The sequence below is a fragment of the Microbacterium jejuense genome (assembly GCF_039544225.1).
In the GTDB taxonomy this organism is placed as follows: Bacteria; Actinomycetota; Actinomycetes; order Actinomycetales; family Microbacteriaceae; genus Microbacterium; species Microbacterium jejuense.
In genome coordinates, this window is sequence record NZ_BAABLG010000008.1 from 86,056 (window position 1) to 110,795 (window position 24,740).

Here is a 24,740-nt window from a genome sequence, read left to right on the forward strand (position 1 = left end):
ATTCGCGCGACCGGGTCGCGTGGGTGCGGGCACGCTCCCGCGGGATCACCGCGACCGACGTCGCGACGCTCACGAGCGAGAACGCCATCGCCCGCGCGGCGGATGCGAAGCTGCTGGGCTCCGGCTTCTCGGGCAACGCCTACACCGCCCACGGGCGGGCGCGCGAGCCCGAGATCGCCGGCTGGGTCGCGGCCACGCACGGCATCCAGCCGTCGTCGGCGCTCTTCCACGCGATCGTCGAGAAGCGCCACCTGGCCACGCCCGACGGCATCGCCGTAGACGCGGCGGGGCGCGTGACGCTCGCCGAGATCAAGACGACGAACAAGGCGTGGCGGAGCATCCCCCGCTCCTACATGCGGCAGGTGTGGTGGCAGCAGCACGTGCTGGGCGCCGAGCGCACGCTCGTCGCGTGGGAGCAGCACGACGCCTTCGTGCCCGTCGGCGACGAGCCGCGCTGCGCCTGGGTCGATCGCGACGAGGTCGAGATCGCCAAGCTGGTGCACCTGGCGACCGCGCTCATCGATGAGCTCTACGTGCGTCACACCCGCGCGCGGCAGCGTTCCGAGGAGATGCCGCAGCCGCCCGCTCCCCCGCAGGAGCCCTTCCGCGCACTGGCGCTGGCCGACTGACCTTCGCCTCTCACCCCGGGAGGAATGGTTGACGTTCGTCAACCATGGGAGTATCGTTGACTTTCCTCAACTGTTGATGTTCATCAACCACTTCATGCGTCACCGTCGCCGCAGATCCCTTCCCTCCTGAAACGAAGGACCCCTATGGCCACGTCCACTTCGGCGACCGGAACCGTCGCCGCCACCGCCGCTGGCAGCAGTACCAGCACCGACGAGAAGCGCCGGCACCGTCAGGTGCTGCAGGCTCTCACCGGTCTGCTGCTCGGCATGTTCGTGTCGATGCTCGCCTCGACCGTCGTGTCGACCTCGCTGCCCGTCATCGTCCACGACCTCGGCGGCGACCAGGCCGCCTTCACGTGGGTCGTCACCGCCACCCTGCTGACCACGGCGATCTCGACGCCGATCTGGGGCAAGCTCGCCGACCTGTTCAACCGCAAGCTGCTCATCCAGATCGCCATCGTGATCTTCGTGCTCGCCACCGCGGCCGCGGGCTTCTCGCAGGAGCCGGGCACGCTCATCGCGTTCCGCGCCGTGCAGGGCATCGGCGCCGGCGGTCTGGCAGCGCTCAGCCAGGTCATCATGGCCGACATCATCAGCCCCCGCGAGCGCGGCCGGTACATGGGTCTGTTCGGCGCCGTCATGGCCGTCGCCACGGTCGGCGGCCCGCTCCTCGGCGGATTCATCACCGACACGATCGACTGGCGCTGGAACTTCTTCATCGCCCTGCCGTTCGCCGTGGCCGCGCTCATCATGATGCAGCGCACGCTGCACCTGCCGCCGCGCCCCAAGAAGAAGGCGCGCATCGACTACTTCGGCATCGTGCTGCTGTCGACGGCCGTCTCGCTGCTGCTCATCTGGGTGACCAACGCGGGCAAGGACTACGACTGGTGGAGCACCGAGACGATCCTGATGGTCGGCGGCGCCCTCGTCGCGGCGATCCTGTTCGTCGTCGTCGAGTTGCGCTCGAAGGAGCCGCTCGTCCCGCTCACGATGTTCCGCAACCGCACCTTCACCCTCGCGGTGGTCGCATCGATCTCGATCGGCATCGCGATGTTCGGCACGTCGGTGTTCCTCAGCCAGTACATGCAGCTCGCGCGCGGGGCCACGCCGACCGAGGCCGGCCTCATGACGATCCCGATGATCGCCGGCCTGCTGCTGGCCTCGATCGTCATCGGCGGTCTCGTGACCCGCACCGGGCACTGGAAGCCGTACCTGATCGTGGGCGGCGTGCTGCTGATCGCGGGCTCGTACCTGCTGTCGACGATCCACTACGACACGAACTTCGTGCTCGTCTCGGTGTACATGTTCCTGCTGGGTGCGGGCGTCGGCATGACGATGCAGAACCTCGTGCTCATCGTGCAGAACACCTCCAAGCCGTCGGAGATCGGCGTCGCGAGCTCGGGAGTCACGTTCTTCCGCAGCCTCGGCGGCACCATCGGCGTCTCGGTGATGGGCGCGGCTCTTGCGACCTCGGCGACGAACCTGTTCACCGAGCGCAAGGACGACATCGTCGCGGCCATCATGACGCTCGGCGCGAAGGGCGCCGCCATCGGCGAGCAGCTCCAGTCCGGCACCATCCCCCAGGTGTCGTCGCTGCCCGAGGCGATCCGCGTGATCGTCGAGGACATCTACGCCCAGGCCATCGCCCACTCGTTCCTGATCGCCGTGCCGCTGGCCGTCATCAGCCTCATCGCGATCATCTTCCTGCCGAACAAGCCGCTCACCCGCATGACGACGAGCGAGCGCGTGCAGGCGAGCGAGGCCGACCTCGCGACGGTCACCACGGCCGAGGCCATGGAGACGCTGGCGCCGAACGACGCCGACGAGACGGCCGAGGATGCCGCGCCCGGCGCCGAGCCGGCGGACGAGGCATCCAGCTCCCGGCGCTAATGTCGATCACGATGATCTCCGACGACACCCGAGCGGCGCGCACCGAAGCGGTGCGCGCCCTCGAGGCGGAGTTCGGCGAGCTGATCAACCGCTTCCGCCGGATCATCACCGAGAACGCGAACCGGGTGAGCCCGGGCCTGCTCCCCGGCGCCTACAAGGTCTTCACGACCATCGTGCGTCGCGAGAGCATCACGCTGTCGGGGCTCGCGGAGTCCCTGATGGCCGACAAGGGCCAGATCAGCCGCACGGTGCGCGAGCTGGAGGGCCTGGGGCTGATCCGGCGCACCCCCGATCCCGCCGACGGGCGCTCGAGTCTGCTCTCGCCCACGCCGTTCGGACTGGAGCGGCTCGAAGCGGCCCGCACACCGCAGGAGAACCTGCTGGTCGACGCGCTGGAGGAGTGGCCGATCGACGACATCCTCAACCTGACGCGGCTGCTGCACGCCCTCACCGCCGACGAGCTGCCGCGCACGGCCGACTGACGGCCGTCACTGGTTGCGGAAGGCGGCGTCGAAGGACGCCGCCGGCGCGTCGAACAGCAGCGACCGCACGAAGGCGAGCGCTTCGGGGGCGCCGTGGAGCCGGTCCATGCCGGCGTCCTCCCACTCGATCGAGATCGGCCCCGTGTAGCCTGTCGCATCCAGCGCGCGGAACGCGTCCTCCCACGGCACATCCCCGTGCCCGGTCGACACGAAGTCCCAGCCGCGCCGCGGGTCGCCCCACGGAAGGTGCGATCCGAGCACCCCGGCCCGGCCGTTGCGGGGGCGCAGCCGCGTGTCCTTGCAGTCGACGTGGTATATCCGGTCCTGGAAGTCCCAGATGAACCCGACGGGGTCGATGTTCTGCCACATCATGTGCGACGGGTCCCAGTTGAACCCGAACGCCTCGCGGTGCCCGATCGCCTCCAACGCCCGCACCGAGCTCCAGTAGTCGTACGCGATCTCGCTCGGGTGCACCTCGTGCGCGAACCGCACCCCCTCGCCGTCGAACACGTCGATGATCGGGTTCCACCGGGCCGCGAAGTCCTCGAACCCGGCCTCGATCACCGTCGCCGGGACGGGCGGGAACATCGCGAGATACGGCCAGATCGACGAACCCGTGAACCCCACCACGACGTCGATGCCGAGCTTGCGCGCCACCCGCGCAGACCGCTTCATGTCTTCGGCGGCGCGCTGCCGCACCCCTTCGGCATCCCCGTCGCCCCACACGTAGTCGCGCAGGATCGCCTGGTGCCGGAAGTCGATCGGCGCATCGCACACCGCTTGACCTGCGAGGTGGTTCGAGATAGCGAACGCCTTCAGCCCGTGGCGGTCGAGGATCTCGCGCCGGGAGGCCACGTAGTCGTCGTCCTCGTCCGCGCGCTTCAGATCGAGATGATCGCCGGATGCCGCGATCTCCAGCCCGTCGTAGCCCCACGAGGCGGCCAGCCGCGCGACCTCCTCGAACGGCAGGTCTGCCCACTGCCCGGTGAACAGGGTGACGGGATGCACGGCCATGACTCCTCCTCGAGTCGGACAGCGTTACGTCGACAGTAGTGGTCAGCGCGACGCCCCCAGCGCAGTGAGATATCGCAGTGAGCGCTCGGCGAGATCGTCCTGGCTGGACGCGAGCGGACGCCACACCGAAGCGGCGACGGCGATGGTCGCGTTCTCGCCGGTGAAGCTCTCCAGTCCCAGGATGCCGTCATAGCCGGCGTCGTCCAGCGCCGCGAGCATCGCGGGCCAGTCGGTGTGGTCGTCGCCGACAGCTCCGCGGTCGCTTCCGCACACCTGCACGTGAGCGATGTGCCCCGCGGCGGCTCGCACCGCGGATTCCGGTCGCTTCTCCTCGATGTTGAGGTGGTAGGTGTCCAGCGCCAGGCCGAGGCCGGGGCCGAACAGCGGTCCGAGTGCGTCGAGGCCCTGCTCGACGGTGTTGATGACGCTCGTCTCGTAGCGGTTGAGCGGTTCCACGGCGAGCGCGATACCGGCCGCGGCCGCCTCGTCGGCGAGCGGTCCGAGGTTGCGGCGCAGCTGCGCGACGACCTCGGTGCGCTCGTCGGGCGTCATGCGCCACGTCACACCGGTCGGCGCGTAGAAGGGGCCCGCGACGACCGCTGCTCCGAGCTCGTGCGCCGCGGCGAGGCAGGTGCGCAGATACGCCTGGGTGGCCGGGACGTTTCCGGCCCGGTCCACGAGAGAGCGCCCCGGACCCATCGCGCCGATCACGACCGGCACGAGGTCCAGCTCGTCGAGCAGGTCACGCGTGCGGGCGGCATCCCAGTCCCTCGCGTTCTCGAGCGGCAGTTCGATCGCCCCGAAGCCCATGCGTGCGATCTTGGGGGCGAGCGCTGCCAGCGACTCGTCGGTCAGTGGCGAGGTCCACACCCAGGTGTTGACGCCGATCGTGTGCGGCATGCGGGTCCTTTCGAGAGCGACGGGTCCCGCCCCAGGAGGGGGCGGGACCCGCTGCGGATCACGGGATCTGGCGCTGCTGCCACACCTCGGGGTAGCCCGGCAGGTTCTCGCCGCCGAACTTCGCGTAGTGGCCGTCGGGCATGCCGTCATTGGCCTCGAGGTATACATCGACCTCTTCGGCCGTGATGGGGTTCTGCGGCAGCACCCACTCCTTCGGGATCTGCTCGCCGGCGAAGATCATCTTCGCGGCCAGCAGCGGCGTGCGCCACTGGAAGTTGGAGTACACCGGAGCAAGGCCGGTGAGACCCGTCTCCTTCCACTTCCGCAGGAAGCTCATCTCGTCCTCGCCCGTCATGACGGGGTAGTCGACGCCGGCGTCCTCGAACGCCTCGATGGCGGCGACGGCGCCGTCACCGGCATCCATCCAGATGCCGTCGACGTCTCCCTTGGCGAGCTCGTCCGAGATGAAGCTCTTGATCTCGGCCGGGTCGGCGCCGGTGAAGTGGTCCACCGCTTCGATGCCGGCATCCGCGAACATCTTCTCGGCAGCCGCCCAGCGCTGTTCGAGCACGTCCACGCCCGGAAGGATGCGCAGGCCGACCACCTTGTCGCCCTCGTCGAGGTTGTCGATGAGGAACTGCGCGGTGTCGATGCCCCACGCGAAGCCGCCGATCGGGTGGATGAACGTCACCGGGCAGTCCGTCTGCACGCCACGGTCGAACACGATGACGGGCTTGCCGGTGTCGCACGCGCGTTCGACCGCCGGAGTCATCGCCGCCGTGCTGTTGGGCGAGATGATGAAGACGTCGCAGTTGCCCTCCGAGATGAAGTAGTCGATGTCGGCGATCTGCGTGTCGTCGTTGTCCTGTGCGTCGCGGGTCTCCATCTCGCTGATGACGCCCTCGTCCTGCAGCACCTTCAGCTGCTGGTTCATCGTGATCCAGCCGGTCTGGCGCCACGGGTTCGAGATCGACGCGTTCGCGAAGCACGCCTTCTTGGCGCCCGTGCTCGCGTACTGCGAGGTGTCGATCATCTCGGCGTCGATGTGCTGCAGGTAGGGCTCGTCCTCAGGCCCCTCGGGAACGACCTCCCGCTGCGCCATCTGGGTGTCGAACAGCTCCTGGTCGAACCACTCGTTGGCGTCGCTGCCGCCGTCGTCGGTCGGCGCGGCCGACGAGTCGGGCGGAGCCACGTTGGGATCGGTCGTACACCCTGCGAGGGCGAAGAGGCCGACGAGCGCCACCGCTGTGGTGGCGATCTTCACTGATCGTCGCATTGCTAGTCTCCTCTGTTCTGTGTGGCGCCCTCGCCTGCGAGGGCCGGTGATGCGGACGACTCCTCGGCGCCCTCGGGCGCGTCGGGTTCCTTCCCCGGAGAGGGAGAGGTCTGTGGCGCGCCGCCGCGCCTGCGGGACCGGAACACCAGGCCCGAGTACGCGACGGCGGCGATGATGATGACGCCCTGCACCGCGTCGCGCAGCGACGACGGCACACCGGCGATGTTGAGCAGCACGAACAGCGCTTCGAGCACGAACGCCCCCGCGACGGCCGCCACGATCCAGCCGCGTCCGCCGCCGAGCACGACGCCGCCCAGCACCACGGCGGTGATCGCGACGAACTCGTAGCCGCGGCCGACCGAGGGGTGCACGCCCGCGTAGCCGACGAGCAGCACCGCCGACGCTGTCGCCGACAGCGACGAGATCATGAACGCGCGCGTCGTGATCCACCAGTCGCGGGCACCCGAGTAGCGGGTCGCGCGCGCATTGTCGCCGATCGCGATGAGCAGCTTGCCGAGCGGGCGCTTGGTGATCCAGATGCCCAGCGCGAGCCAGACCGCCAGCACCAGCACCGACCACGGCAGGAAGTCGATGACCGGGAGGTCGCGCAGGCCGCCGCGGCCGATCTGGCGGAAGCTGTCGGCGGGGTTGCCCGTGGCCGCGCCGCCGGTCCACCACAGCACCAGGCCGAGCAGCGCGAGCATCATGCCGAGGGTCACGATGAACGACGGCACCTTCAGCAGCGTCGTGAGCAGACCGTTGACCAGCCCCACGAACAGGCCCAGCACGACCATCAGGCACAGCACCGGCACGGTGCGCGAGTCGTCCTGACCGACGAGGTTGCCCGCGACGATCACCTGCGCGGTGATGAGCGAGCCCTGCGACAGGTCGAACTCCCCCGCGACGATCACGAAGTACTGTCCGATCGCGACGATCGCGACGGGGGCCACGCGCTGGATGTAGCGCATGATCTGGCCGGGCTCGGCGAAGGCGGGGTTGAGCAGCATCACGGCGACGAGCAGGATCACCAGCAGCAGGAACACCGCGCCGCGCGGGCTGACGAGCGCCTTCAGGAACCTCATCGCGCACCTCCTTGCGCTGCGGGGGCGTCCGGGGTGGCATCGGCCTCGGCCTCGAGGGCTCGGGATGCCGCCACCATGGCCGGCGCGGCGGCCGCTGCCGTGGCATCTCCTCCGGTCCTCGTCCCGCCCGGGCCGAACCGGCTGCGACGACGCACGATTGCACGACGGCTGTAGACGGCGACGGCCGCGACGATCACCACACCGCGGACGACGTCCTTGAGGAACGGGTTGACCTGCATCACGCTCATGACGTTGTCTACGACGGCGAAGATCGCGACGCCGCCGATCGTGCCCCACACCGAGCCGCGGCCGCCGAGCAGCAGGGTTCCGCCGAGCACCACCGCCGCGATCGACAGCAGCGCGTAGCCGCCCTGCTGGCCGACGGTCGGGCTCCCGACGCCGAGCCGGCTCGCCAGCAGCAGTCCCGCGAGCCCCGCGAACACCGAGCACAGCACGTGCGCCGCGATGAGCGGCGGACGCGTGCGGACGCCCGACAGACGCGCCACCTCGGGGTCGCCGCCGACCGCGAACAGGTGGGCGCCGGTCCGCGTGCGATCCAGGAGCAGCCACACCACGACCGCGAGCGCGATCATGATGAGGGTCGACACCGGGATCGGGCCGACGCCCGTCGCCCCGATGAGCTGGAACGCCCACGGCACCGCGCCTGCGCTCCCCTGGAAGTTCGTGTTCAGCACCCCCTGGAGGATCAGCCCGACGCCCAGGGTCGCGATGAAGCCGTTGACCCTGAGCACCGTCACGATGAGGCCGTTGACGAGGCCGATCGCCGCGCAGACGAGCAGCGTGAGGGTGACCGCCCAGGGGATGTTCGCGGCGTTCCCGTTCATCGTCGTCGCCGCGATGAGGCTCGCGAGGCTGATGACATAGGTCACCGACAGGTCGAGCGACGCGCCCAGGATCACGAGGGTCTGCCCGATCGCGACCAGACCGAGCACGCTCATGCCGGTGAGGATGTCGCGGATGTTGCCCGGGCTGAAGAAGCTGCGCCCCACGGTGGCCACGAGGACCGCCCCGACCACGATGACGAGGATCAGGATGCCGAGCACGATGACCGTCGAGTCGACACGGATGCGCTTCATGCCCAGCCCCCCTCGTCCTCGGGCCGCGTATCGGCGGGCGCCTCCGGGGCCGATCCTGTCGCCGCCGCAAGCACCTCGTGCTCGGCCGCGCCGGCGGGCAGCTCGGCGACGAGTTCGCCGTCGCGCATCACCAGGATGCGGTCGCTCATGCCGATCACCTCGGGCAGTTCGCTCGAGACCATGAGCACGGCCTTGCCCTCGGCGGCGAGCTGCCGCATCAGCTGGTACACGGCGACCTTGGCTCCCACGTCGATGCCGCGCGTCGGCTCGTCGAACAGGACGATCTGCGGGTCGGTGACCAGCCACTTCGCGAGGACGACCTTCTGCTGATTGCCGCCGGAGAGGAACCTGACCTCCTGGTCGACGCCGCGCGAGGACACCTCGAGGGAGCTCAGGATGCCGGGCACGCGCCTGCGGGAGGAACCGGTGCGACCCGCGAACACGCTGCGGACGACCAGCAGCGAGTTGTCGAGCACCGACTGGCCGAGGGCGAGACCGTGCGCCTTGCGATCCTCCGTGACGAGCGCGAGCCCTGCCCGGACCGCCGCCCGGGGGCTGGTGAAGCGCGCCGGTCGTCCGTCGACGCTCATCCGGCCACGGGTGAAGCCGTTGACGCCGAAGACGCCTTCGACCAGTTCGGTCCGCCCGGAGCCCTGCAGGCCCGCCACGCTGACGATCTCGCCGGCGCGGAGCGTCAGCGACACGTCGTCGACGAACTGGTTGCCGCAGCCCGAGAGCTCGAGCCTCGGCTCTGCGACGACAGTGCCGGGCACCGCCGGCGGGAAGTAGGACTGCAGCGGACGGCCGACCATGCGGCGCACCAGCTCGGCGTCGGTCAGGTCGGCGGCGGCATCCGTCGACACCAGCGATCCGTCCTTCAGGATCGTGATCCTGTCGCACAGGTCGAAGATCTCTTTCAGCCGGTGCGAGACGTAGATGACGGCGACCCCGCGCGCCGTGAGCTTGCGGATGATGGCGTAGAGCAGCTCGACCTCGTGGTCGCTGAGCGCCGCCGTCGGCTCGTCCATCGAGATCACGCGCGCCTCGAACGACAGCGCCTTGACGATCTCGACGATCTGCTGCTCGGCGACCGTGAGCGAGCCGACGCGCGAGCCCGGTTCGATGAAGGCCACGCCGAGGCTCTCGAGCAGGTCACGGGTGCGCCGCTCCATGCCCTTCTTGTCGACGAAGCCGGCGCGGCGCGGCTCGCGGCCGAGGTACACGTTCTGGGCGACAGTGCGCTCCGGCAGCAGGTTGAACTCCTGGAACACCGTGACCAGTCCGGCATCCATCGCCTGACGCGGGTGCGCGAACGACACCGCCCGCCCCTCGAACTCCACCGTGCCGGCATCGGCATGGTGGACGCCGGCGAGCACCTTCATCAGCGTGGACTTGCCGGCACCGTTCTCGCCGACCAGCCCGTGCACCTCGCCGCGGCGGACGTCGAAGTCGATCTCCGAGAGCACGCGGACCCCGAAGAACGACTTCGAGATGCCGAGGGCCCGCAGCACGACGTCGGGGCCGTCGGCGGGCACGGGAGTGTCGGCGAGCATCGTGTCGGTCATGCGGGAACCTCGATCCAGGTCCGGGATGCGGATGCTTCCAGCACGGCTTCGGTGAGCACCGCCGCGCGCAGCCCGTCGGCGAAGGTCGGCATCCCCTCGGGCGATGCACCGGCGATCGCCGCGTACACGTCGGCGACGAAGCCGTCGAACGCGTCCTGGTAGCCCATCGGATGCCCCGCCGGAAGCCGTTGCAGGCGGGCGGAGTCGGGCGCAGCGGTGGCGGGGTCGCGCAGCAGCAGCCGCGACGCCTTGCGCGCGCCGATCCACAGCTCCTCGGGCCGCTCCTGCTCGAAGCGGATGCTGCGCCGCGTGCCGTGCAGCTCGATCACGAGCGCGTTCTTGCGACCGGGCGCCATCTGCGAGACGAGCAGGGTGCCGAGAGCCCCCGACCCGGTCTCGACGAGGAGCGCGGCGAGGTCTTCGTTCGACACCGGGCGTCCCGCGCGCTCGTCGTACACCCGGCGGGTCCGTGCGGCCAGGCGCACGATCCGCTCGCCGGTGACGAACTCGACCAGATCGCACAGGTGGGAGCCGATGTCGGCGAAGGCGCGCGACGGGCCCCCGGCTGCGGCATCCGCCCGCCAGTCGTCGTCGTCGCGGCGCAGCATCCAGTCCTGCAGATACGACGCCTCCAGCGTGAGGAGCGCGCCGACCCCGCCGGACGCCGCTCGCGCGCGGGCCTCGCGCACCAGCGGGTGATACCGGTACACGAAGGGCACGGCGGCGACGACGCCGGCGTCGTCGGCGGCGCGCACGAGTGCCCGCGCATCAGCGGCCGAGATCGCGAGGGGCTTCTCGCACACGACGTGCTTTCCTGCGGCGAGCGCGGCGGCCGCCAGCGGGGCATGAGTCGCATTGGGGGTGCAGATGTGGACCACGTCGACATCTGGCGCCCCGATCACGCGTGCGGCATCGTCCTCGACGCGCGCCACCCCGAGCTCCTGCGCCACGAGCTGAGCGCGCGAAGGGCTCGAAGACGCCACGGCGGTCAGAGCGGCTCCCGCGCGCCGGGCCGCGGCGGCGTGGACTCGCGTCATGAACCCGCCACCCACGAACCCCGTGCGGACGGTATCGACGACGATGTCGATGACTTCCGTAGTCATGCGGTGATCATGGCATGGAGCGAACGACTTTTGCTAGTGCGCCGTCAAAAGTGATCTTGTCGTGATGTTAAGTCGGCACCCGAGCAGCCAGAAGGCTTGTGCTTTACTGTCGCCATGGTCGATGCAGTGCGCAGCGCCGGGACCGCCGTCGGCACCGGCGCGGGTGAGATCTTCCAGATCCTCCGCGACGGTCGCGCGCGCACGAAGGCCGAGCTCGCCACGCTCACCGGGCTCGCCCGCTCCACCGTGTCGGGCCGCGTCGACGCCCTGCTGGCCGCCGGTCTGGTGCGTCCCGCCGGCGAAGCCGCGTCGACCGGCGGGCGCCCTCCCGCGCGCGTGGCCTTCAACCCCCTGGCAGGGGTGATCATCGCCGTGGATCTGGGCGCCACCCACGCCACGGTGGCGATCGCCGACCTCGCGGCCGACATCCTCTCGGCCGACACGCACCCGCTCGACATCTCGGACGGCCCCGAAGCCGTGCTCGACGGCGTGATCGCTGAGGCGAACGCGCTCCTGCAGCACAAGGGAATCGACCCGGCGCGCGTCGTCGGGGTGGGCATCGGCGTACCGGGCCCGGTCGAGCACTCCACCGGCCGACCGACGAATCCGCCGATCATGCCGGGCTGGGACCGCTTCGACGTGCCGCACTACGTGCAGCGCACGTTCGATGTGCCGGTCCTCGTCGACAACGATGTGAACATCCTCGCGCTCGGCGAGCAGGCGCTCAGCTGGCCCGGCGTCTCAGACCTCATCTTCGTCAAGGTGTCGACGGGCATCGGCGCGGGGATCATCTCCGGCGGGACGCTGCAGCGCGGCGCCCAGGGATCGGCCGGCGACATGGGTCACGTGCAGGTGCCCTTCAGCCACGACTCGCCGCGGCCTCCCGGCGATCAACGCGACCTCGAGGCGATCGCGAGCGGCACCGCGATCGCCGCCGACCTGCGCGCGCAGGGCATCGACGCCGCCGGCAGCTCAGACGTCGTCACGCTCGTGCGGACGGGGCACCCCGCCGCGATCACGGCCACTCGCCAGGCCGGACGCGAGGTCGGCGAAGTGCTGGCGACAGTCGTGAACATGCTCAACCCCTCGGTCATCGTCATCGGCGGGAGCGTCGCGCGGGCCGGGGAGCATCTGCTCGCAGGGGTGCGCGAGGTCGTGTACCGCCGCTCGATCCCGCTCGCGACGCAGCACCTCGGCATCGTCCAGTCGCAGGCCGGCGAGACGGCCGGTGTGCTCGGGGCGGCGATCATGGTCACGCACCAGGTGCTGTCACCGGCGGCTGTGGAGGTGCGCGCAGCACGGGCCTGATGCACTCACACCGCAGCCTGACGGGCTCCGCACACCTCGCCGGGCGGCCGTGGCGTCAGCCGCGGACCGCGACGAAGTCGTACTCCTGGAACGCGGCGACCTCGGGCACCCAGCGCTCCGCGACGAACGCGACGTGGGCCGGATGCCCGTTGTACGCGTCGTAGGCGGCCTGGTCGGCGAACACCATGGCGAACTGGAACGCCAGCTCGCTCTTCGCACTCACCTGCCGGCTGATCCGGAAGTCCTCGACACCGGGGATCGACGTCAGCGCCTGCCACGCGTCGTCGAGGAACGCGCCCTCCTCCGGCGAGCCGGGTGCGTGGACGAGGCGGAAGACGACGGTGTGGGCGATCGGCATCCCTCCAGTGTTCCCCATCTTCCGGGCCCGGCGTCGCGCAGCGGTAGCGCCCGCGTAACACGGGCGAGACGAACGCGCTGTTGACTGGGGTCACCGGGTTTTGTCCGTGCCGACGGCGGCACGCCCGCGGAGGGAGTTCGCGATGAGGATCAGGTCGCTGCGATCGACGTCGGCACCGCCGCTCGAGCCGGTCTCCGCGCCGCCCGCCGAGATGCGGGCGATGGTCGTCGAGGCCCCGGGCGGTCCGGACGCACTGGGTGCGGCATCCGTCCCCGTCCCGGCGCCTGTGCTGAGCGAACTGCTCGTGCGTGTCGTGGCCGCAGGGATCAACCCGATCGACGCGAAGACACGAGCCGGGGCCGGCGTCTCGGCGTCGACCCCGTTCCCCGCGACTCTCGGGTACGACTTCAGCGGCGTCGTGGTGAAGAGCCCGTACGAGGCGCATCCGCTCCCGCCCGGGACGCCGGTGTTCGGCATGGCGTCGTTCCCGCGCACCGGCGGCACCTATGCCGAGTACGTCGTCGTGCCGACGCTGTCGGTCGCGCGCAAGCCGGCGGCGCTGTCGCACGTCGAGGCGGCGGGCGTGCCGCTGGCCGCACTGACCGCGTGGGGGCTCGTGGTCGAGACCGCCCACGCGCACGAGGGCCAGCGCATCCTGATCCATGCGGCCAGCGGCGGTGTCGGTCACTTCGCTGTGCAGTTCGCGGCGTACTTCGGCGCTCATGTGACCGCCACCGCGTCGGGGCGCAACGCGTCGTGGGTGCGTGAGCTCGGCGCCGCGGTGGTGATCGACCACACCACGACGCGGTTCGAAGACGTGGTCGCCGACGTCGACGTGGTGATCGATCTGGTCGGCAACGTGCACGGCGACACCGGCACGCGTTCGCTGAAGGTGCTCCGGCCCGGCGGGCTGTACGCCGTCGTCCCGACCGGCTCGTGGCAGGGGTACGCCGAGGCGGCGGACGAGGCGGGCGTCCGCGCGACCTCGTACAAGGTCGTGCCCGACGGCGGCGCGCTCGCGACGATCGCCCGGCTGCTCGACTCGGGCGCCGTGCAGGTCTACATCGACCGGGTGTTCGACCTGGGCGACGCGGCATCCGCCCATCGCGAGCTCGAGCTCGGCCACACACGCGGCAAGATCGTGCTGCAGGTCGCGACCGGCTGAGGCTGCCCGTCAGTCGACGGGCGCGAGGACACGCCGCCCCTCGGCGACGATCTCGTCGGCGATCGCGTCGAGCAGCGGCGAGCGCAGGTTCCACTGCTGCCAGTGCAGCACCACGTCGACCGGATCGCCGCCGAGCAGCACCAGCTCGCCGGCATCGAGGGCGTCCTGCGACTGCAGCCGCGGCAGCATCGCCCACCCGAGACCGAGGATCGTCGCGGTCGCGAAGTCGTTCGACGCCGGCACGTAGTGCCGCGGCGGTCGCGCCGGATCCACGCCCTGCGCGAGGAGCCACGCGTTCTGCAGGTCGTCGCGGCGGTCGAAGTCCACGAGGGGCGCCGCAGCCAGATCGACGGCCCGTTCGCCGCCGAGCCAGTGCGCCGCGAACGCGGGCGTCGCGACCGCCTCATAGCGCATCGCCCCGAGCACCGAGACGAGGCATCCGCTCAGCGCGCCGGCGCGCGACGTGACCGCGCCCATCACCGTCCCCGATTCCAGCAGCCCCGCAGTGAAGTCCTGATCGTCGCGGTGCAGGTCGAAGACGACGGGATGCCGCCGCCCCAGCCGTGCGAGCGGTTCCAGGAACCACGTGCCGAGGGAGTCCGCGTTCACGGCGAGCGGCACGCGCATGAGGGAGCCGTCGGCCGGGCCGTCCCCGAGCGCGGCGAGCGTGTCGTGCTCGAGCAGCGCGGCCTGCCGCGCCAGCCGCACGATCGCGGCACCGGCCTCGGTCGCGCGGACCGGCTTGGAGCGCACCAGCACGAGCCTGCCGAGCTGATCCTCGAGGGTCTTGATGCGCTGGCTCACCGCCGACGGCGTCACATGCAGCCGTCGCGCGGCGGCGTCGAGCGTGCCCTCGTCGACGACGGCGGCGAGGGTCTCGGCGAGCTCGAACGGGATCCGCGACATAAGCAGAGCTAATGCTACTGAAGAATCATGAGCTGGACTGCGGATGCCGCCCGCCCTACCGTCGAGGAGTGCTCACGCCCCTCGCCGCCGGTCTCGGTCTCGGCCTCTCGCTCATCGTCGCCATCGGCGCGCAGAACCTCTTCGTGCTGCGCCAGGGGCTGCGCCGCGAGCACGTGTTCGTCGTCGCCGCGATCTGTGCCGCGTCGGATGCCGTGCTGATCGTCCTGGGCGTCTCGGGCATCGGACTCGTCCTGCAGGCGGTGCCGTGGCTCGTGGGCGTCGTGCGCTGGGCGGGCGCACTGTTCCTGGTCGCCTACGGCCTGCTCGCCGCGCGGCGCGCGTGGCGCCCGTCCGGCGAAGGGCTGGGGGGCTCCGCGGGACCGGGGGCGGCAGCATCCGGCAGAGCATCGACGGGCGTCGCGACACGGACGCGGCCGGCTCCTGTCGTGCTGACGTGCCTGGCGCTCACCTGGCTCAACCCGCACGTGTATCTCGACACCGTGTTCCTGCTCGGCACTGTGGCGAACACGCACGGCGCGGACCGGTGGATCTTCGCCGCCGGGGCGATGGCGGCCAGCGCGGTCTGGTTCTTCGCTCTCGCGTTCGGGGCGCGGCTGCTCGGGCGCTGGCTGTCGACGCCACGGGCCTGGCGCATCCTCGACGCGGTGATCGCGGTCGTGATGATCGCGCTCGGCGTCTCGCTCGTGCTGCCGAACGCGGGGTGAGGGCTCACGCCTTGCGGAGCGATGGGTCCTCGATCTCGGCGACCCGCGCGGCCACGATCGCGCGGATCGTGGCATCGGGCAGCGGCGCGTCGGGCTGGAAGCGGATGGTGCCCTTGTCGTGCTCGAAGCCCGCGCGCTCGGCATCGGGCAGCCCGGCGGCCACCACGTCGGGCACGCGCCCGCTGAACGGGTACACGCCGATGTGCTTCTTCGTGCGCATGACCGCGATGAGCGCCTTGCCTCGGTACAGCAGCGCCGGCATCCCGTAGCTCTTGCCCTGTTCGACATCGGGCAGCTCGGCACGCACGACGTCGAACACGTGCGCGACGACGGCGCGGTCATCGGGGTCGAGGCTCTCGAGGTACTCGTCGACGGTTCCCATACCGGCATCCTGGTCTGCACCGCCGTGCCGCGGCAAGATGGCGGCATGAGACGCGTGCACGTGATCGTCGGCGGCGAGGTGCAGGGCGTCGGCTACCGGTACACGATGCAGCTGGTGGCGCGTGAGGCCGGCGCCGCGGGCTGGGTGCGCAACCGCCGCGACGGCACCGTCGAGGCCGAGGTCGAGGGCACACCCGGTCAGGTCGACGAGGTGCTCGCGTGGATGGCTGCGGGCCCGCCCGGCGCACAGGTCGCGTCCGCGGCGGTGACGGATGCCTCGCCCACGGGCGCACGCGGCTTCGAGGTGCGCCCGACGGCGTGACGGCCCGGGCTCTCAGGCCGGAAGCCCCGCCGCGAGCTCGGCGAACACCTCGGTGGCGTCGTCGCTGGGCGCGAGACCGGCTGCCTGGCCCGCCCACAGTGACACCAGCTCACCCTCGCCGCGACGCCCCGCCTCGGCCCGGAACTGCCCGGTGAGCCAGTTCTGCGCCGGGAAGGGCGAGATGACCCCGGCGGTCTCGATCGCGCGCATCGCGCGATTCGGGATGCCGCGGGCCAGCCGCCCGCTCATCGCCCTGGTGAGCACCGTCGAGGTGTCGGTCGCTGCGGCGATCGCCTGCCGGTGGGCCTCGGTCGCGGCGGACTGCCGGGTGCGCAAGAACGCCGTGCCGACCTGCACGCCTGACGCGCCCAGCGCGAAGGCCGCGGCGACGCCCCGGCGGTCCGCGATGCCGCCGGCGGCGATCACCGGCACGCCCACGGCATCGACGACCTGCGGCACGAGGGCGAAGGTGCCGACGAGCGACGCCTCGGCCGGCTGCAGGAACGACACCCGGTGGCCCGCCGCCTCAGCCCCGGTGGCGACGATCGCGTCCACACCGGCGGCATCCAGTTCGACAGCCTCGGCGACCGTCGTCGCCGTCCCGAGGATCCGGATACCACGGCTGTGCGCCGCTTCGACCAGGCGATGATCGGGCACACCGTAGACGAGGCTCAGCACGGCGGGGGCGGCATCCATCACCGCCGTCAGCTGCGAGGCGACATCGGGAAGGAACTCGACCGGAGGCTGCGGCACCGGGATCCCGAGCGCCTCGTACAGGGGCGCGACGGCCGCGAGCGCCGGTGCCAGGTCGACGTCGCCCGGCGAGACCTCGTCGCCCGTCGGCAGCCAGAGATTCACGGCGAACGGGCGCGACGTGGTCGTCCGCAGCGCGGCGACGGTGTCGCTGATGCGGTCGGCGTCATAGCCGTACAGGCCGTACGAGCCGAGGCCGCCCTGGTCGCTCACCGTCGCGGTGAGCTCGATCGACGACAGCCCCCCGAACGGGCCGAGAACGATCGGCGCGTCGATTCCGAGGAGCTGCTGCAGTGTATCGGCCATGCCTCCGACGCTACTCCGGGCCCGGCGGACGACGAAGCCCCCGACCGGCGGACCGGTCGGGGGCTTCGTGCGGAATGCTTCGCGTCAGACGAGCGTGTTGACGTCCAGCGGGATGCCGGGGCCGAACGTGGTCGACACGGCGCCCTTCTGGATGTAACGGCCCTTCGAGCTCGAGGGCTTCAGACGCACGATCTCTTCGAGCGCGGCCTTGAGGTTCTCGTCGAGCTGGTCGGCCGAGAACGACGCCTTGCCCACGACGAAGTGCACGTTGGCGTGCTTGTCGACGCGGAACTCGATCTTGCCGCCCTTGATCTCCTCCACGGCCTTGGCCGGGTTGGGGGTCACGGTGCCGGTCTTGGGGTTGGGCATGAGGCCGCGGGGGCCGAGCACCTTACCCAGACGACCGACCTGGCCCATGAGCTCGGGCGTCGAGACGGCCGCGTCGAACGCGGTCCAGCCGCCGGCGACCTTCTCGATGAGCTCGGCGCCGCCGACCTCGTCCGCACCCGCGGCGATCGCGGCCTCAGCGGCCGGACCCGTCGCGAACACGATGACACGGGCGGTCTTGCCGGTGCCGTGCGGGAGGATGACGGTGCCGCGCACCATCTGGTCCGCCTTGCGGGGGTCGACCGAGAGCTTGAGCGCGACCTCGACGGTCGAGTCGAACTTCGCCGAACCGGTCTCCTTCGCGAGGGCGACAGCCTCGGTCGGGGTGTAGAACTTGTCCGCCTCGATCTTGGCGGCAGCAGCCTGGAAGGCCTTGGACTTGGTAGCCATAGTCGTTATTCCCCTCAGTCCTCGACCGTGATGCCCATGGAACGGGCGGTGCCGGCGATGATCAGCGAGGCGGCCTCGATGTCGTTCGCGTTCAGGTCGGGCATCTTCGTCTCGGCGATCTGGCGCACCTGCTCCTTGGTGAGCTTGGCGACCTTGACCGTGTGAGGCGTCTTCGAGCCCTTCTGGACGCCCGCAGCCTTCTTGATGAGCTCAGCGGCCGGCGGGGTCTTCAGGATGAACGTGAAGCTGCGGTCCTCGTAGACGGTGATCTCCACGGGGATGACGTTGCCGCGCTGCGACTCGGTCGCGGCGTTGTACGCCTTGCAGAACTCCATGATGTTGACGCCATGCTGACCGAGCGCGGGGCCGATCGGCGGCGCCGGGTTGGCTGCACCGGCGTTGATCTGAAGCTTGATCAGGCCGGTCACCTTCTTCTTCGGTGCCATTCTTCTTTCCTTTCATCGAGCGGATGCCTGACGGCATCCGTTCTCCCGCACACCCGGCATCTCCGGGCAGCGGTTCCCCCGGGACGATACCCGGGAAGTCTGTGTCAGAGCTTGGTGACCTGGTCGAACGACAGCTCGACCGGGGTCTCGCGCTCGAAGAGCGAGACGAGGACCGTGAGCTTGCCGCTCTCGGGCTTGATCTCGCTGATCGTGCCGGGCAGGCCCGCGAACGAGCCTTCCTTGATCGTGATGGTCTCGCCGACCTCGAAGTCGACTTCGGCGATGACGCGCGCGGCCGCGGGCTGGCCCTTCTTGGCGGCACCCTTCGCGGTGGCGACCTCCTTGACCTCGACCAGGCTCTTCAGCATGTTGAAGGCCTCTTCGAAGCGCAGCGGGGTCGGGTTGTGCGCGTTGCCCACGAAGCCGGTCACGCCCGGCGTGTGACGCACGACCGACCAGGTGTCCTCGTTGAGCTCCATGCGCACGAGCACGTAGCCGGGGATCCGGACGCGCGTGACCATCTTGCGCTGCCCGTTCTTGATCTCGACGACGTCCTCCATGGGGACCTCGATCTGGTAGATGTCTTCCTCGACCTCGAGCGTCGACTTGCGCTGCTCGATGTTGGCCTTCACCTTGCGCTCGAAACCGGCGTACGAGTGGATGACGTACCACTTGCCCGGCAGGGTGCGCAGCTCGAGGCGGAACGCCTCGTAGGGGTCCTCGTCCTCGTCGGCCTCTTCGACGGCGTCCTCGTCGGCCTCTTCGTCGGCCTCGACCTCGTCGACCACGGCGGCGGCGGCATCCACCTCGGCGACGAACTCGTCGTCGAGGACGGGCTCGTCCTCGTCGCCGTTCACGTCGGGGCCGTCGTAGGGGGTGACCTCGTCGGCGGCCTCGGCCTCGAGCTCGGCCACCTCTTCGGCGATGGAGTCGTTGATCACTTCGGCTGCAGCCTCGGTCTCAGCCGCTTCGTCCAGGTTCAGTGCGTCGTTCACGATCGCGTCGGCCTCCGGGTCGTCGATGTCGATGTCGTCCAGGTCGGAGTCGTCCTCGGCCTCGTCGTCCACCACGTGGATCGCGAGGTGCTCTGCGGCCTCGACCGAGTGCTCCTCCGCCGCCAGGACGTTGCCCTCCTGGGCCTCGTCGTCCTCGGACGACTGCTCTGCAGCCGTCGCCCAATCCGCGTCGTCCGAATATCTTTCCGTCACGTGAGTTCTCTTCCGTTCCGTCCGCTGCCGGACCTGCGGTCCGCCCGTGTCATGCCCTGGCGTGAGCCGGGCGCTCGGGATCAGGAGCCGGGCACTCCGAAGACGTTCGCCGTGATCCACACGAACAGCACGTCGAGGCCATAGACCACGAGCATCATCACCACGACGAAGCCGAGCACCACCAGCGTGTACTTCAGCAGCTCCTGGCGCGTCGGCGTGACGACCTTGCGGAGCTCCGCGAAGACCTGACGGATGAACAGGGCGATGCGAGCGAAGACGTTGGGCTTCTTCTCGCGAGGCGTGGTCGTTCCCGCAGCGGGGACGACTTCGCCCTTCGGCTCGTCCTGAACCATCGATGCCACCTGATTACCTTCCGTGAGCCGACACGGATCGGCACACTGTGTTTGTCAACCACCGGACGCTGCCGGTGTTGCGCTGAGCGCAGGGCGGACAGGAATCGAACCTGCAACCTGCGGTTTTGGAGACCGCTGCTCTGCCAATTGAGCTACCGCCCTAGAGACCCGGAGGTCTCGTCGAACCCGCACTCCTCCCCCGTCGTGAGACCGGGGAGCACCGTTCCTGACCAGCAGGCACAGCGAAAGAATGCAGACTTCAACTGCACGATCAAGTGTACGGCATGCCCGAGGGCCTCGCGAACCGAGCCGACCGTCAGAGCCGTCGCAGCGCCCGGGCCACGAGATCGCGGATGCCGAGTCCGACCGCTCCGGCGGGCACGAGGAATGCCGCACCCAGCGCGGCGCCGCTCTGCGCCCGCTCGACGACGGGCCGGTGACGGGCCTCGTACGCGGCGAGCGCGGCCGGCACATCCGGCGCTTCGCGCAGCGCGCGATCGAGTGCACGCGCCCCGAGGATCGCCATGCTGGATCCTTCTCCGAGGATCGTGAGGCTCGACGCCGCGTCGCCGAGCAGCGTCACCCTGCCGTGCGCCCACGAGCGCGCGGCCACACGACGCACGCGGTCGAAGTACAGGTCAGGGACGTCGTCCAGCACAGCCAGGAACTCGGCGGCGCGCCACCCGGTGGACGCGTAGCGGCGCCGCAGCAGCGCGATCTGGGCCGCGCGGTCCACGGGCGCATCGGCCGTCCGGAAGATGAAGGCGACGCCCGGCCGACCGCCGGCCGGATGGATCGTCAGTGAGACACCCGGCTCGTTGTACATCGCCACCACGCGTGGATCCTCGATCTCCAGCGACAGCGGCGCGGTGGCGATGGCCAGGCGCGGCGCACGCCGGTAGGCGGCATCCACACCCCACAGCATGCGGCGGGTCGCGGAGTTCTGCCCGTCGGCCCCGATGACGAGGTCGAAGCGCGCGTGCCGGCCTGAGGTGAACCGTACGCCGACGCCGCCGGCATCCGCAGCCAGGTCCGCGAAGGTGTCGTCGAACCGCACTTCGGCGACCTCCGCCGCCGCACCGGCCAGCACGGATGCCAGGTCGACGCGGGCGATCTCGATGTCGGCGGGGTCGCCGCGCATCCCGACGGTGGTGAACGGGCGGCCGTCGCGCCCCACCAGCGCGAGCGTGCGGGCTCCGGTGTCGCGTTCGCGAGCGACGGCCTCGAGACCGAGGTCCCGAACGACCCCGAGCGCCTCCCCTCGGATGTCGACGGGACTGCCGCTGGAGCGGACGCCCGCACTGCGTTCGACGAGGGTCACGTCGTGCCCGCTGCGTCCGAGCAGTGCTCCAGCGGCCGCTCCCGCGATCCCCGCGCCGACGATGAGGATCCGATATTTCTGCATGCACTGCAGATTAGCATTCAGTGCATTTCTGCACCACATGCAATTCGTGCGCTAGTCTGCGGGGATGACGGGACTGCGCGAACAGAAGCGCGAACGCACGCGCCGACAGCTCGTCGACGCCGCCGACCGCCTGTTCCGCGAGCGCGGGTATGCCGAGACGACCGTGGCCGACATCGCCGCCGCTGCCGGCGTCTCGACGCGGACCGCGTTCACGTACTTCGCGACGAAGGACGACCTGCTCTTCCCGGACGCCGACGAGCGCGTCCGTCTGGCCGTCGACGCGCTCGAGCAGCGTGCCGGGGACGACGAGCCCATCCCGGCCCTCCTCCGGGCGCTGCAAGGAGCCGACATCGCGGTCACCGACCTGATCGGAGACCGCGCCGCGCTGCGGGTCGCCCTCGTCGAGCGCGAGCCGTCGGTCCGCGGCCACGCGCTGCGCCGGCTCGCCGACGCGCAGACGGCCATCGGCGACGCCCTGCACCGCGCCTACCCCGACCGCTACTCCCCCGTGCAGGCGGCGGCGCTGGTGGGCGCGTTCGTCGGTGCGGCCTCGGCGGCCGCGGCCGCCGTCGCGCGCGAGGCGGAGGGCATGACGGAGGCCCAGCGGCACGCTGCGCTGACCGCTGCCGTCGGCGACGCGTTGGCGCCCTGGACGACCGAGCGCACCTGACGCCTGCCGGCGCCGCTCAGTACTCCTGGACCCCGTAGCGGTCGGGCTCGGGCGCACGGTCGAACGCGCGCCCCGAGACGACGGTGGGCTCGACCCTGACGTACGTGTACTTGAGCGTCGGGATCCAGGGACGCAGCCCCAGCCCGTCCGCGCGCTCGACGTCGGCGGAGCGGTCGAGCGGGTGCGCGCGGCCGCGCAGGATCACGCTCCAGGCATCGGTGTCGGTGTGGTCGTCGACCTCGAACAGCACCTCGTCGTTGACGGTGAGCTCGAACAGCTTGCTCCCCTGCGCGGTGCGGAACAGCACGCTCTCGCCGTCGACCACGTAGTTGACCGGAAAGATGTCGAGCACGTCGCCCACGTGCGTCACGAGGCGGCCGAGCTCCTGCATGCGCAGACGCTCCCAGCACTGCTCGTCCGACAGGGCGATCACGGGGTCGGATGTGTCAGCCATGGCTCCATCCTCGCTCTCGGCGCCCCGGCGCGACACCCCCGGATGTCGGGTCTAGCATTCCGGCATGGCTCTCCTGCAGGCGCGGCTCGACAAGCTGTGGGACTTCTCGGACCCCGTCACGTCGGAGGCCAGGCTCCGGCGCGCGGCCGACGACGAGCCGGATGCCGGCGTCCGCGCCGAACTGCAGACGCAGGTGGCCCGGTCGCTGGGGCTGCAGGAGCGCTTCGCCGAGGCCGACGAGACGCTCGACGCGGTGGCGATCGCCGACGACGCCGTCGCGGCACGGGCCGCACTGGAGCGCGGGCGTGTGCGCAACTCCGCCGGCGACCCCGACGCGGCGATCCCCTACTTCACCGCAGCGGTGGATGCGGCATCCCGTCCCGATCTCGTCTTCCTGCGGGTCGACGCGTTCCACATGCTCGCGATCGCCGACGCGGGGCAGGCCGACGAATGGACCGAGGCCGCGCTCGGGGCGCTCGAGGCCGTCGAGGACCCGCGGACGCTCCGCTGGCGCGTCGCGCTGCACAACAACACCGGCTGGCGCCGCCTCGACGAGGGGCGCGTCGAGGACGCCATCGCGTCGTTCGAGACGGCGAGGGATGCCGCCACCCGGTGGGGCACGCCGCAGCAGGTGCAGTGGGCCGACGAGGCCCTCGCCGAGGCGCGCTTCCTGCTCTGACGGACTCCGGTCGTCGAGCGAGCCGAGCGGGACGAAACGCGCCCGATTCTGCGCGAGGTCAGGCGCGTTCCGTCTCGCTCGCTCAACGACCGGTGCGGTCAGGCGCCGACGCGGATGAGCTTCTTGTTGACGAACTCGTCGGCGGCGAGGAAGCCCATCTCGCGGGCCGTGCCCGAGCGCTTCACGCCGCCGAAGGGCAGCGCGGGCTCATCGGCGAGGACCACGTTGACATAGACCATGCCGGCGTCGATCCTGTCCGCGACACGGGCTGCCTGCTCCTCGTCGGTCGTGAACACGTACGACCCGAGGCCGAAGCTCGTGTCGTTCGCGAGGGTGACCGCGGCGTCCTCGTCGGCGACCTTGTAGACGACGCCGACCGGGCCGAAGAACTCCTCGCGGTACGCGTCCATGTCGCTCGTGACGTCGGCGAGCACCGTGCCCGGGTAGTAGGCGCCGTCGCGGACGCCACCGGCGACGAGAGTCGCGCCCTGTGCCACGGCGTTGTCGACCTGCGCGGCCAGCCGCTCGGCGGCCGTGAGCGACGACAGCGGGCCGAGCACGGTGTCGTCGGCGAACGGATCGCCGACCTTCGCGCCGGCCATGGCGGCCGTGAACTTCTCGAGGAACGCGTCGTACAGGCCCTCGACCACGATGAAGCGCTTGGCGGCGTTGCAGGACTGCCCGTTGTTGTCGAGGCGCGCGGCGACCGCGGCGTCGACCGCGGCGTCCAGGTCGTCGGTCGACAGCAGGATGAACGGGTCGGATCCGCCGAGCTCCAGTGCGACCTTCTTCAGGTTGCGTCCGGCGATCTCGGCGACCGCGGCGCCCGCGCGCTCGGACCCCGTGACCGACACGCCCTGCACGCGACGGTCGGCGATCACGGCGGCCGCCTGGTCGTTGGTGGCGTAGATGTTCGTGTACTCGGCGCCGAGCCCGGCATCCGCGTACAGCTGCGCGATCGCGGCGGCCGACTCGGGGCACTGCGGCGCGTGCTTGAGCAGGATCGTGTTGCCCACCACGAGGTTCGGCGCCGCGAAGCGGGCCACCTGGTAGTACGGGAAGTTCCACGGCATGATGCCCAGCAGCACGCCCAGCGGCGAGCGGCGGATCACCGCGGTGCCCTCGCCGTCGATCTCCAGCGGCTGGTCGCCCGTGATGCGGTCGGCGTGGTCGGCGTAGTACTGCGTGATGTCGGCGGCGAAGTCGACCTCGCCCAGGGCCGCTTCCAGCGGCTTGCCCATCTCGCGCACGATGATCGCGGCCAGCTCCTCGCGACGCTCGCGATGCAGATCGGCGACCTTTCGGATGCGGGCCGCGCGTTCGGCGACCGGGGTGGTCCGCCACGTGCGGTACGCGGCATCCGCTTCCGCGATCGCGGCGTCGAGGGCCTCGTCGGTGATGGTCGGATACGTGGCCAGGGTCTCGCCCGTGGCCGGGTTGACGACGGCGTAGTCGCTCATGGATGCTTCTCCGATCGAAGGGATGG

Annotated in this window: 27 protein-coding genes and 1 tRNA gene; 9 read left to right on the plus strand and 19 right to left on the minus strand. The window is 70.6% G+C overall.

Annotated features, from left to right (window positions below; all coding sequences use genetic code 11):
- From ABEA46_RS13080 to ABEA46_RS13090, 3 genes are all read left to right on the plus strand, one after another.
- Positions 1–629 (plus strand): YqaJ viral recombinase family protein (locus ABEA46_RS13080; RefSeq protein WP_345544993.1); only part of this gene is annotated, 629 nt, incomplete at its 5' end.
- Between the two features lie 144 nt (positions 630–773).
- Positions 774–2,519, plus strand: coding sequence for an MDR family MFS transporter (locus ABEA46_RS13085; protein ID WP_345544994.1), 1,746 nt, complete (start codon positions 774–776; stop codon positions 2,517–2,519).
- 11 nt (positions 2,520–2,530) lie between these two features.
- Positions 2,531–3,001, plus strand: coding sequence for a MarR family winged helix-turn-helix transcriptional regulator (locus ABEA46_RS13090; RefSeq protein WP_345544995.1), 471 nt, complete (start codon positions 2,531–2,533; stop codon positions 2,999–3,001).
- A gap of 6 nt (positions 3,002–3,007) precedes the next feature.
- Here ABEA46_RS13090 and ABEA46_RS13095 read toward each other — a convergent pair whose 3' ends face one another.
- The 7 genes from ABEA46_RS13095 to ABEA46_RS13125 are packed head-to-tail and all read right to left on the minus strand — an operon-like array spanning position 3,008 to position 11,038.
- Positions 3,008–4,015, minus strand: coding sequence for a sugar phosphate isomerase/epimerase family protein (locus tag ABEA46_RS13095; RefSeq protein ID WP_345544996.1), 1,008 nt, complete (start codon positions 4,013–4,015; stop codon positions 3,008–3,010).
- Positions 4,016–4,057: 42 nt separating this feature from the next.
- Positions 4,058–4,915: a sugar phosphate isomerase/epimerase family protein gene (locus ABEA46_RS13100; protein ID WP_345544997.1), complete on the minus strand. Its 858-nt coding sequence runs from the start codon at positions 4,913–4,915 to the stop codon at positions 4,058–4,060.
- 58 nt (positions 4,916–4,973) lie between these two features.
- Positions 4,974–6,191, minus strand: a complete 1,218-nt coding sequence (locus tag ABEA46_RS13105) for a substrate-binding domain-containing protein (protein WP_345544998.1) — start codon at positions 6,189–6,191, stop codon at positions 4,974–4,976.
- 2 nt (positions 6,192–6,193) lie between these two features.
- Positions 6,194–7,273, minus strand: a complete 1,080-nt coding sequence (locus ABEA46_RS13110) for an ABC transporter permease (RefSeq protein WP_345544999.1) — start codon at positions 7,271–7,273, stop codon at positions 6,194–6,196.
- Positions 7,270–8,370: an ABC transporter permease gene (locus tag ABEA46_RS13115; RefSeq protein WP_345545000.1), complete on the minus strand. Its 1,101-nt coding sequence runs from the start codon at positions 8,368–8,370 to the stop codon at positions 7,270–7,272. The genes ABEA46_RS13110 and ABEA46_RS13115 overlap by 4 nt, the downstream gene beginning before the upstream one ends.
- Entirely contained in the window at positions 8,367–9,935 is a 1,569-nt protein-coding gene (locus ABEA46_RS13120; RefSeq protein WP_345545001.1) for a sugar ABC transporter ATP-binding protein, read from the minus strand. Before ABEA46_RS13120 ends, ABEA46_RS13115 begins: the two co-directional genes overlap by 4 nt.
- Positions 9,932–11,038 (minus strand): Gfo/Idh/MocA family oxidoreductase, encoded by a 1,107-nt coding sequence (locus ABEA46_RS13125; protein ID WP_345545002.1) that lies wholly within the window; start codon positions 11,036–11,038, stop codon positions 9,932–9,934. The genes ABEA46_RS13120 and ABEA46_RS13125 overlap by 4 nt, the downstream gene beginning before the upstream one ends.
- A gap of 114 nt (positions 11,039–11,152) precedes the next feature.
- On the opposite strand from ABEA46_RS13125, the gene ABEA46_RS13130 reads away from it, so the two are divergent.
- A complete protein-coding gene (locus tag ABEA46_RS13130) occupies positions 11,153–12,346 on the plus strand; it encodes an ROK family transcriptional regulator (protein ID WP_345545003.1) in 1,194 nt (397 codons plus the stop codon).
- Positions 12,347–12,401: 55 nt separating this feature from the next.
- On the opposite strand, the gene ABEA46_RS13135 is transcribed toward ABEA46_RS13130, so the two are convergent.
- The gene (locus tag ABEA46_RS13135) at positions 12,402–12,704 is read right to left on the minus strand and encodes a Dabb family protein (RefSeq protein ID WP_345545004.1); all 303 of its coding nucleotides are present in this window, start codon (positions 12,702–12,704) and stop codon (positions 12,402–12,404) included.
- Between the two features lie 142 nt (positions 12,705–12,846).
- Between ABEA46_RS13135 and ABEA46_RS13140 the strand changes: the two genes are divergently transcribed.
- On the plus strand, positions 12,847–13,869 hold the full coding sequence (locus ABEA46_RS13140; RefSeq protein ID WP_345545005.1) for an NADP-dependent oxidoreductase: 1,023 nt from the start codon (positions 12,847–12,849) through the stop codon (positions 13,867–13,869).
- A gap of 9 nt (positions 13,870–13,878) precedes the next feature.
- Here ABEA46_RS13140 and ABEA46_RS13145 read toward each other — a convergent pair whose 3' ends face one another.
- On the minus strand, positions 13,879–14,775 hold the full coding sequence (locus ABEA46_RS13145) for a LysR family transcriptional regulator ArgP (protein WP_345545006.1): 897 nt from the start codon (positions 14,773–14,775) through the stop codon (positions 13,879–13,881).
- A gap of 68 nt (positions 14,776–14,843) precedes the next feature.
- Here ABEA46_RS13145 and ABEA46_RS13150 point away from each other — a divergent pair, with 68 nt between their 5' ends.
- Entirely contained in the window at positions 14,844–15,500 is a 657-nt protein-coding gene (locus ABEA46_RS13150) for a LysE/ArgO family amino acid transporter (protein ID WP_345545007.1), read from the plus strand.
- Between the two features lie 4 nt (positions 15,501–15,504).
- On the opposite strand, the gene ABEA46_RS13155 is transcribed toward ABEA46_RS13150, so the two are convergent.
- On the minus strand, positions 15,505–15,882 hold the full coding sequence (locus tag ABEA46_RS13155) for an iron chaperone (RefSeq protein WP_345545008.1): 378 nt from the start codon (positions 15,880–15,882) through the stop codon (positions 15,505–15,507).
- A 45-nt stretch (positions 15,883–15,927) separates the two neighbouring features.
- On the opposite strand from ABEA46_RS13155, the gene ABEA46_RS13160 reads away from it, so the two are divergent.
- The gene (locus ABEA46_RS13160; protein WP_345545009.1) at positions 15,928–16,203 is read left to right on the plus strand and encodes an acylphosphatase; all 276 of its coding nucleotides are present in this window, start codon (positions 15,928–15,930) and stop codon (positions 16,201–16,203) included.
- Positions 16,204–16,215: 12 nt separating this feature from the next.
- Here ABEA46_RS13160 and ABEA46_RS13165 read toward each other — a convergent pair whose 3' ends face one another.
- The 7 genes from ABEA46_RS13165 to ABEA46_RS13195 form a co-directional block, all read right to left on the minus strand.
- Positions 16,216–17,262, minus strand: a complete 1,047-nt coding sequence (locus ABEA46_RS13165; protein WP_345545010.1) for an NAD(P)H-dependent flavin oxidoreductase — start codon at positions 17,260–17,262, stop codon at positions 16,216–16,218.
- 84 nt (positions 17,263–17,346) lie between these two features.
- Positions 17,347–18,039 (minus strand): 50S ribosomal protein L1, encoded by a 693-nt coding sequence (rplA, locus tag ABEA46_RS13170; protein WP_345545011.1) that lies wholly within the window; start codon positions 18,037–18,039, stop codon positions 17,347–17,349.
- A 14-nt stretch (positions 18,040–18,053) separates the two neighbouring features.
- Positions 18,054–18,485 carry a 50S ribosomal protein L11 gene (rplK, locus tag ABEA46_RS13175; RefSeq protein WP_018172800.1) on the minus strand — a complete coding sequence of 144 codons (432 nt, stop codon included), beginning with the start codon at positions 18,483–18,485 and terminating at the stop codon, positions 18,054–18,056.
- Positions 18,486–18,589: 104 nt separating this feature from the next.
- Positions 18,590–19,693: a transcription termination/antitermination protein NusG gene (gene nusG, locus ABEA46_RS13180; protein WP_345545012.1), complete on the minus strand. Its 1,104-nt coding sequence runs from the start codon at positions 19,691–19,693 to the stop codon at positions 18,590–18,592.
- Positions 19,694–19,773: 80 nt separating this feature from the next.
- Complete coding sequence (gene secE / locus ABEA46_RS13185; protein ID WP_345545013.1) at positions 19,774–20,046, minus strand: preprotein translocase subunit SecE; 273 nt, start codon at positions 20,044–20,046, stop codon at positions 19,774–19,776.
- Between the two features lie 89 nt (positions 20,047–20,135).
- Positions 20,136–20,208, minus strand: a tRNA-Trp gene (locus tag ABEA46_RS13190).
- 154 nt (positions 20,209–20,362) lie between these two features.
- Entirely contained in the window at positions 20,363–21,451 is a 1,089-nt protein-coding gene (locus ABEA46_RS13195) for an FAD-dependent monooxygenase (protein ID WP_345545014.1), read from the minus strand.
- Positions 21,452–21,515: 64 nt separating this feature from the next.
- Between ABEA46_RS13195 and ABEA46_RS13200 the strand changes: the two genes are divergently transcribed.
- Positions 21,516–22,121 carry a TetR/AcrR family transcriptional regulator gene (locus tag ABEA46_RS13200; protein WP_345545015.1) on the plus strand — a complete coding sequence of 202 codons (606 nt, stop codon included), beginning with the start codon at positions 21,516–21,518 and terminating at the stop codon, positions 22,119–22,121.
- 16 nt (positions 22,122–22,137) lie between these two features.
- Here the strand turns inward: ABEA46_RS13200 and ABEA46_RS13205 are convergent, their stop codons facing one another.
- On the minus strand, positions 22,138–22,575 hold the full coding sequence (locus ABEA46_RS13205) for a pyridoxamine 5'-phosphate oxidase family protein (protein WP_345545016.1): 438 nt from the start codon (positions 22,573–22,575) through the stop codon (positions 22,138–22,140).
- A 64-nt stretch (positions 22,576–22,639) separates the two neighbouring features.
- Here ABEA46_RS13205 and ABEA46_RS13210 point away from each other — a divergent pair, with 64 nt between their 5' ends.
- A complete protein-coding gene (locus tag ABEA46_RS13210; RefSeq protein WP_345545017.1) occupies positions 22,640–23,254 on the plus strand; it encodes a hypothetical protein in 615 nt (204 codons plus the stop codon).
- 98 nt (positions 23,255–23,352) lie between these two features.
- Here ABEA46_RS13210 and ABEA46_RS13215 read toward each other — a convergent pair whose 3' ends face one another.
- The gene (locus tag ABEA46_RS13215) at positions 23,353–24,714 is read right to left on the minus strand and encodes an NAD-dependent succinate-semialdehyde dehydrogenase (RefSeq protein ID WP_345545018.1); all 1,362 of its coding nucleotides are present in this window, start codon (positions 24,712–24,714) and stop codon (positions 23,353–23,355) included.
- Positions 24,715–24,740: the final 26 nt, after the last annotated feature.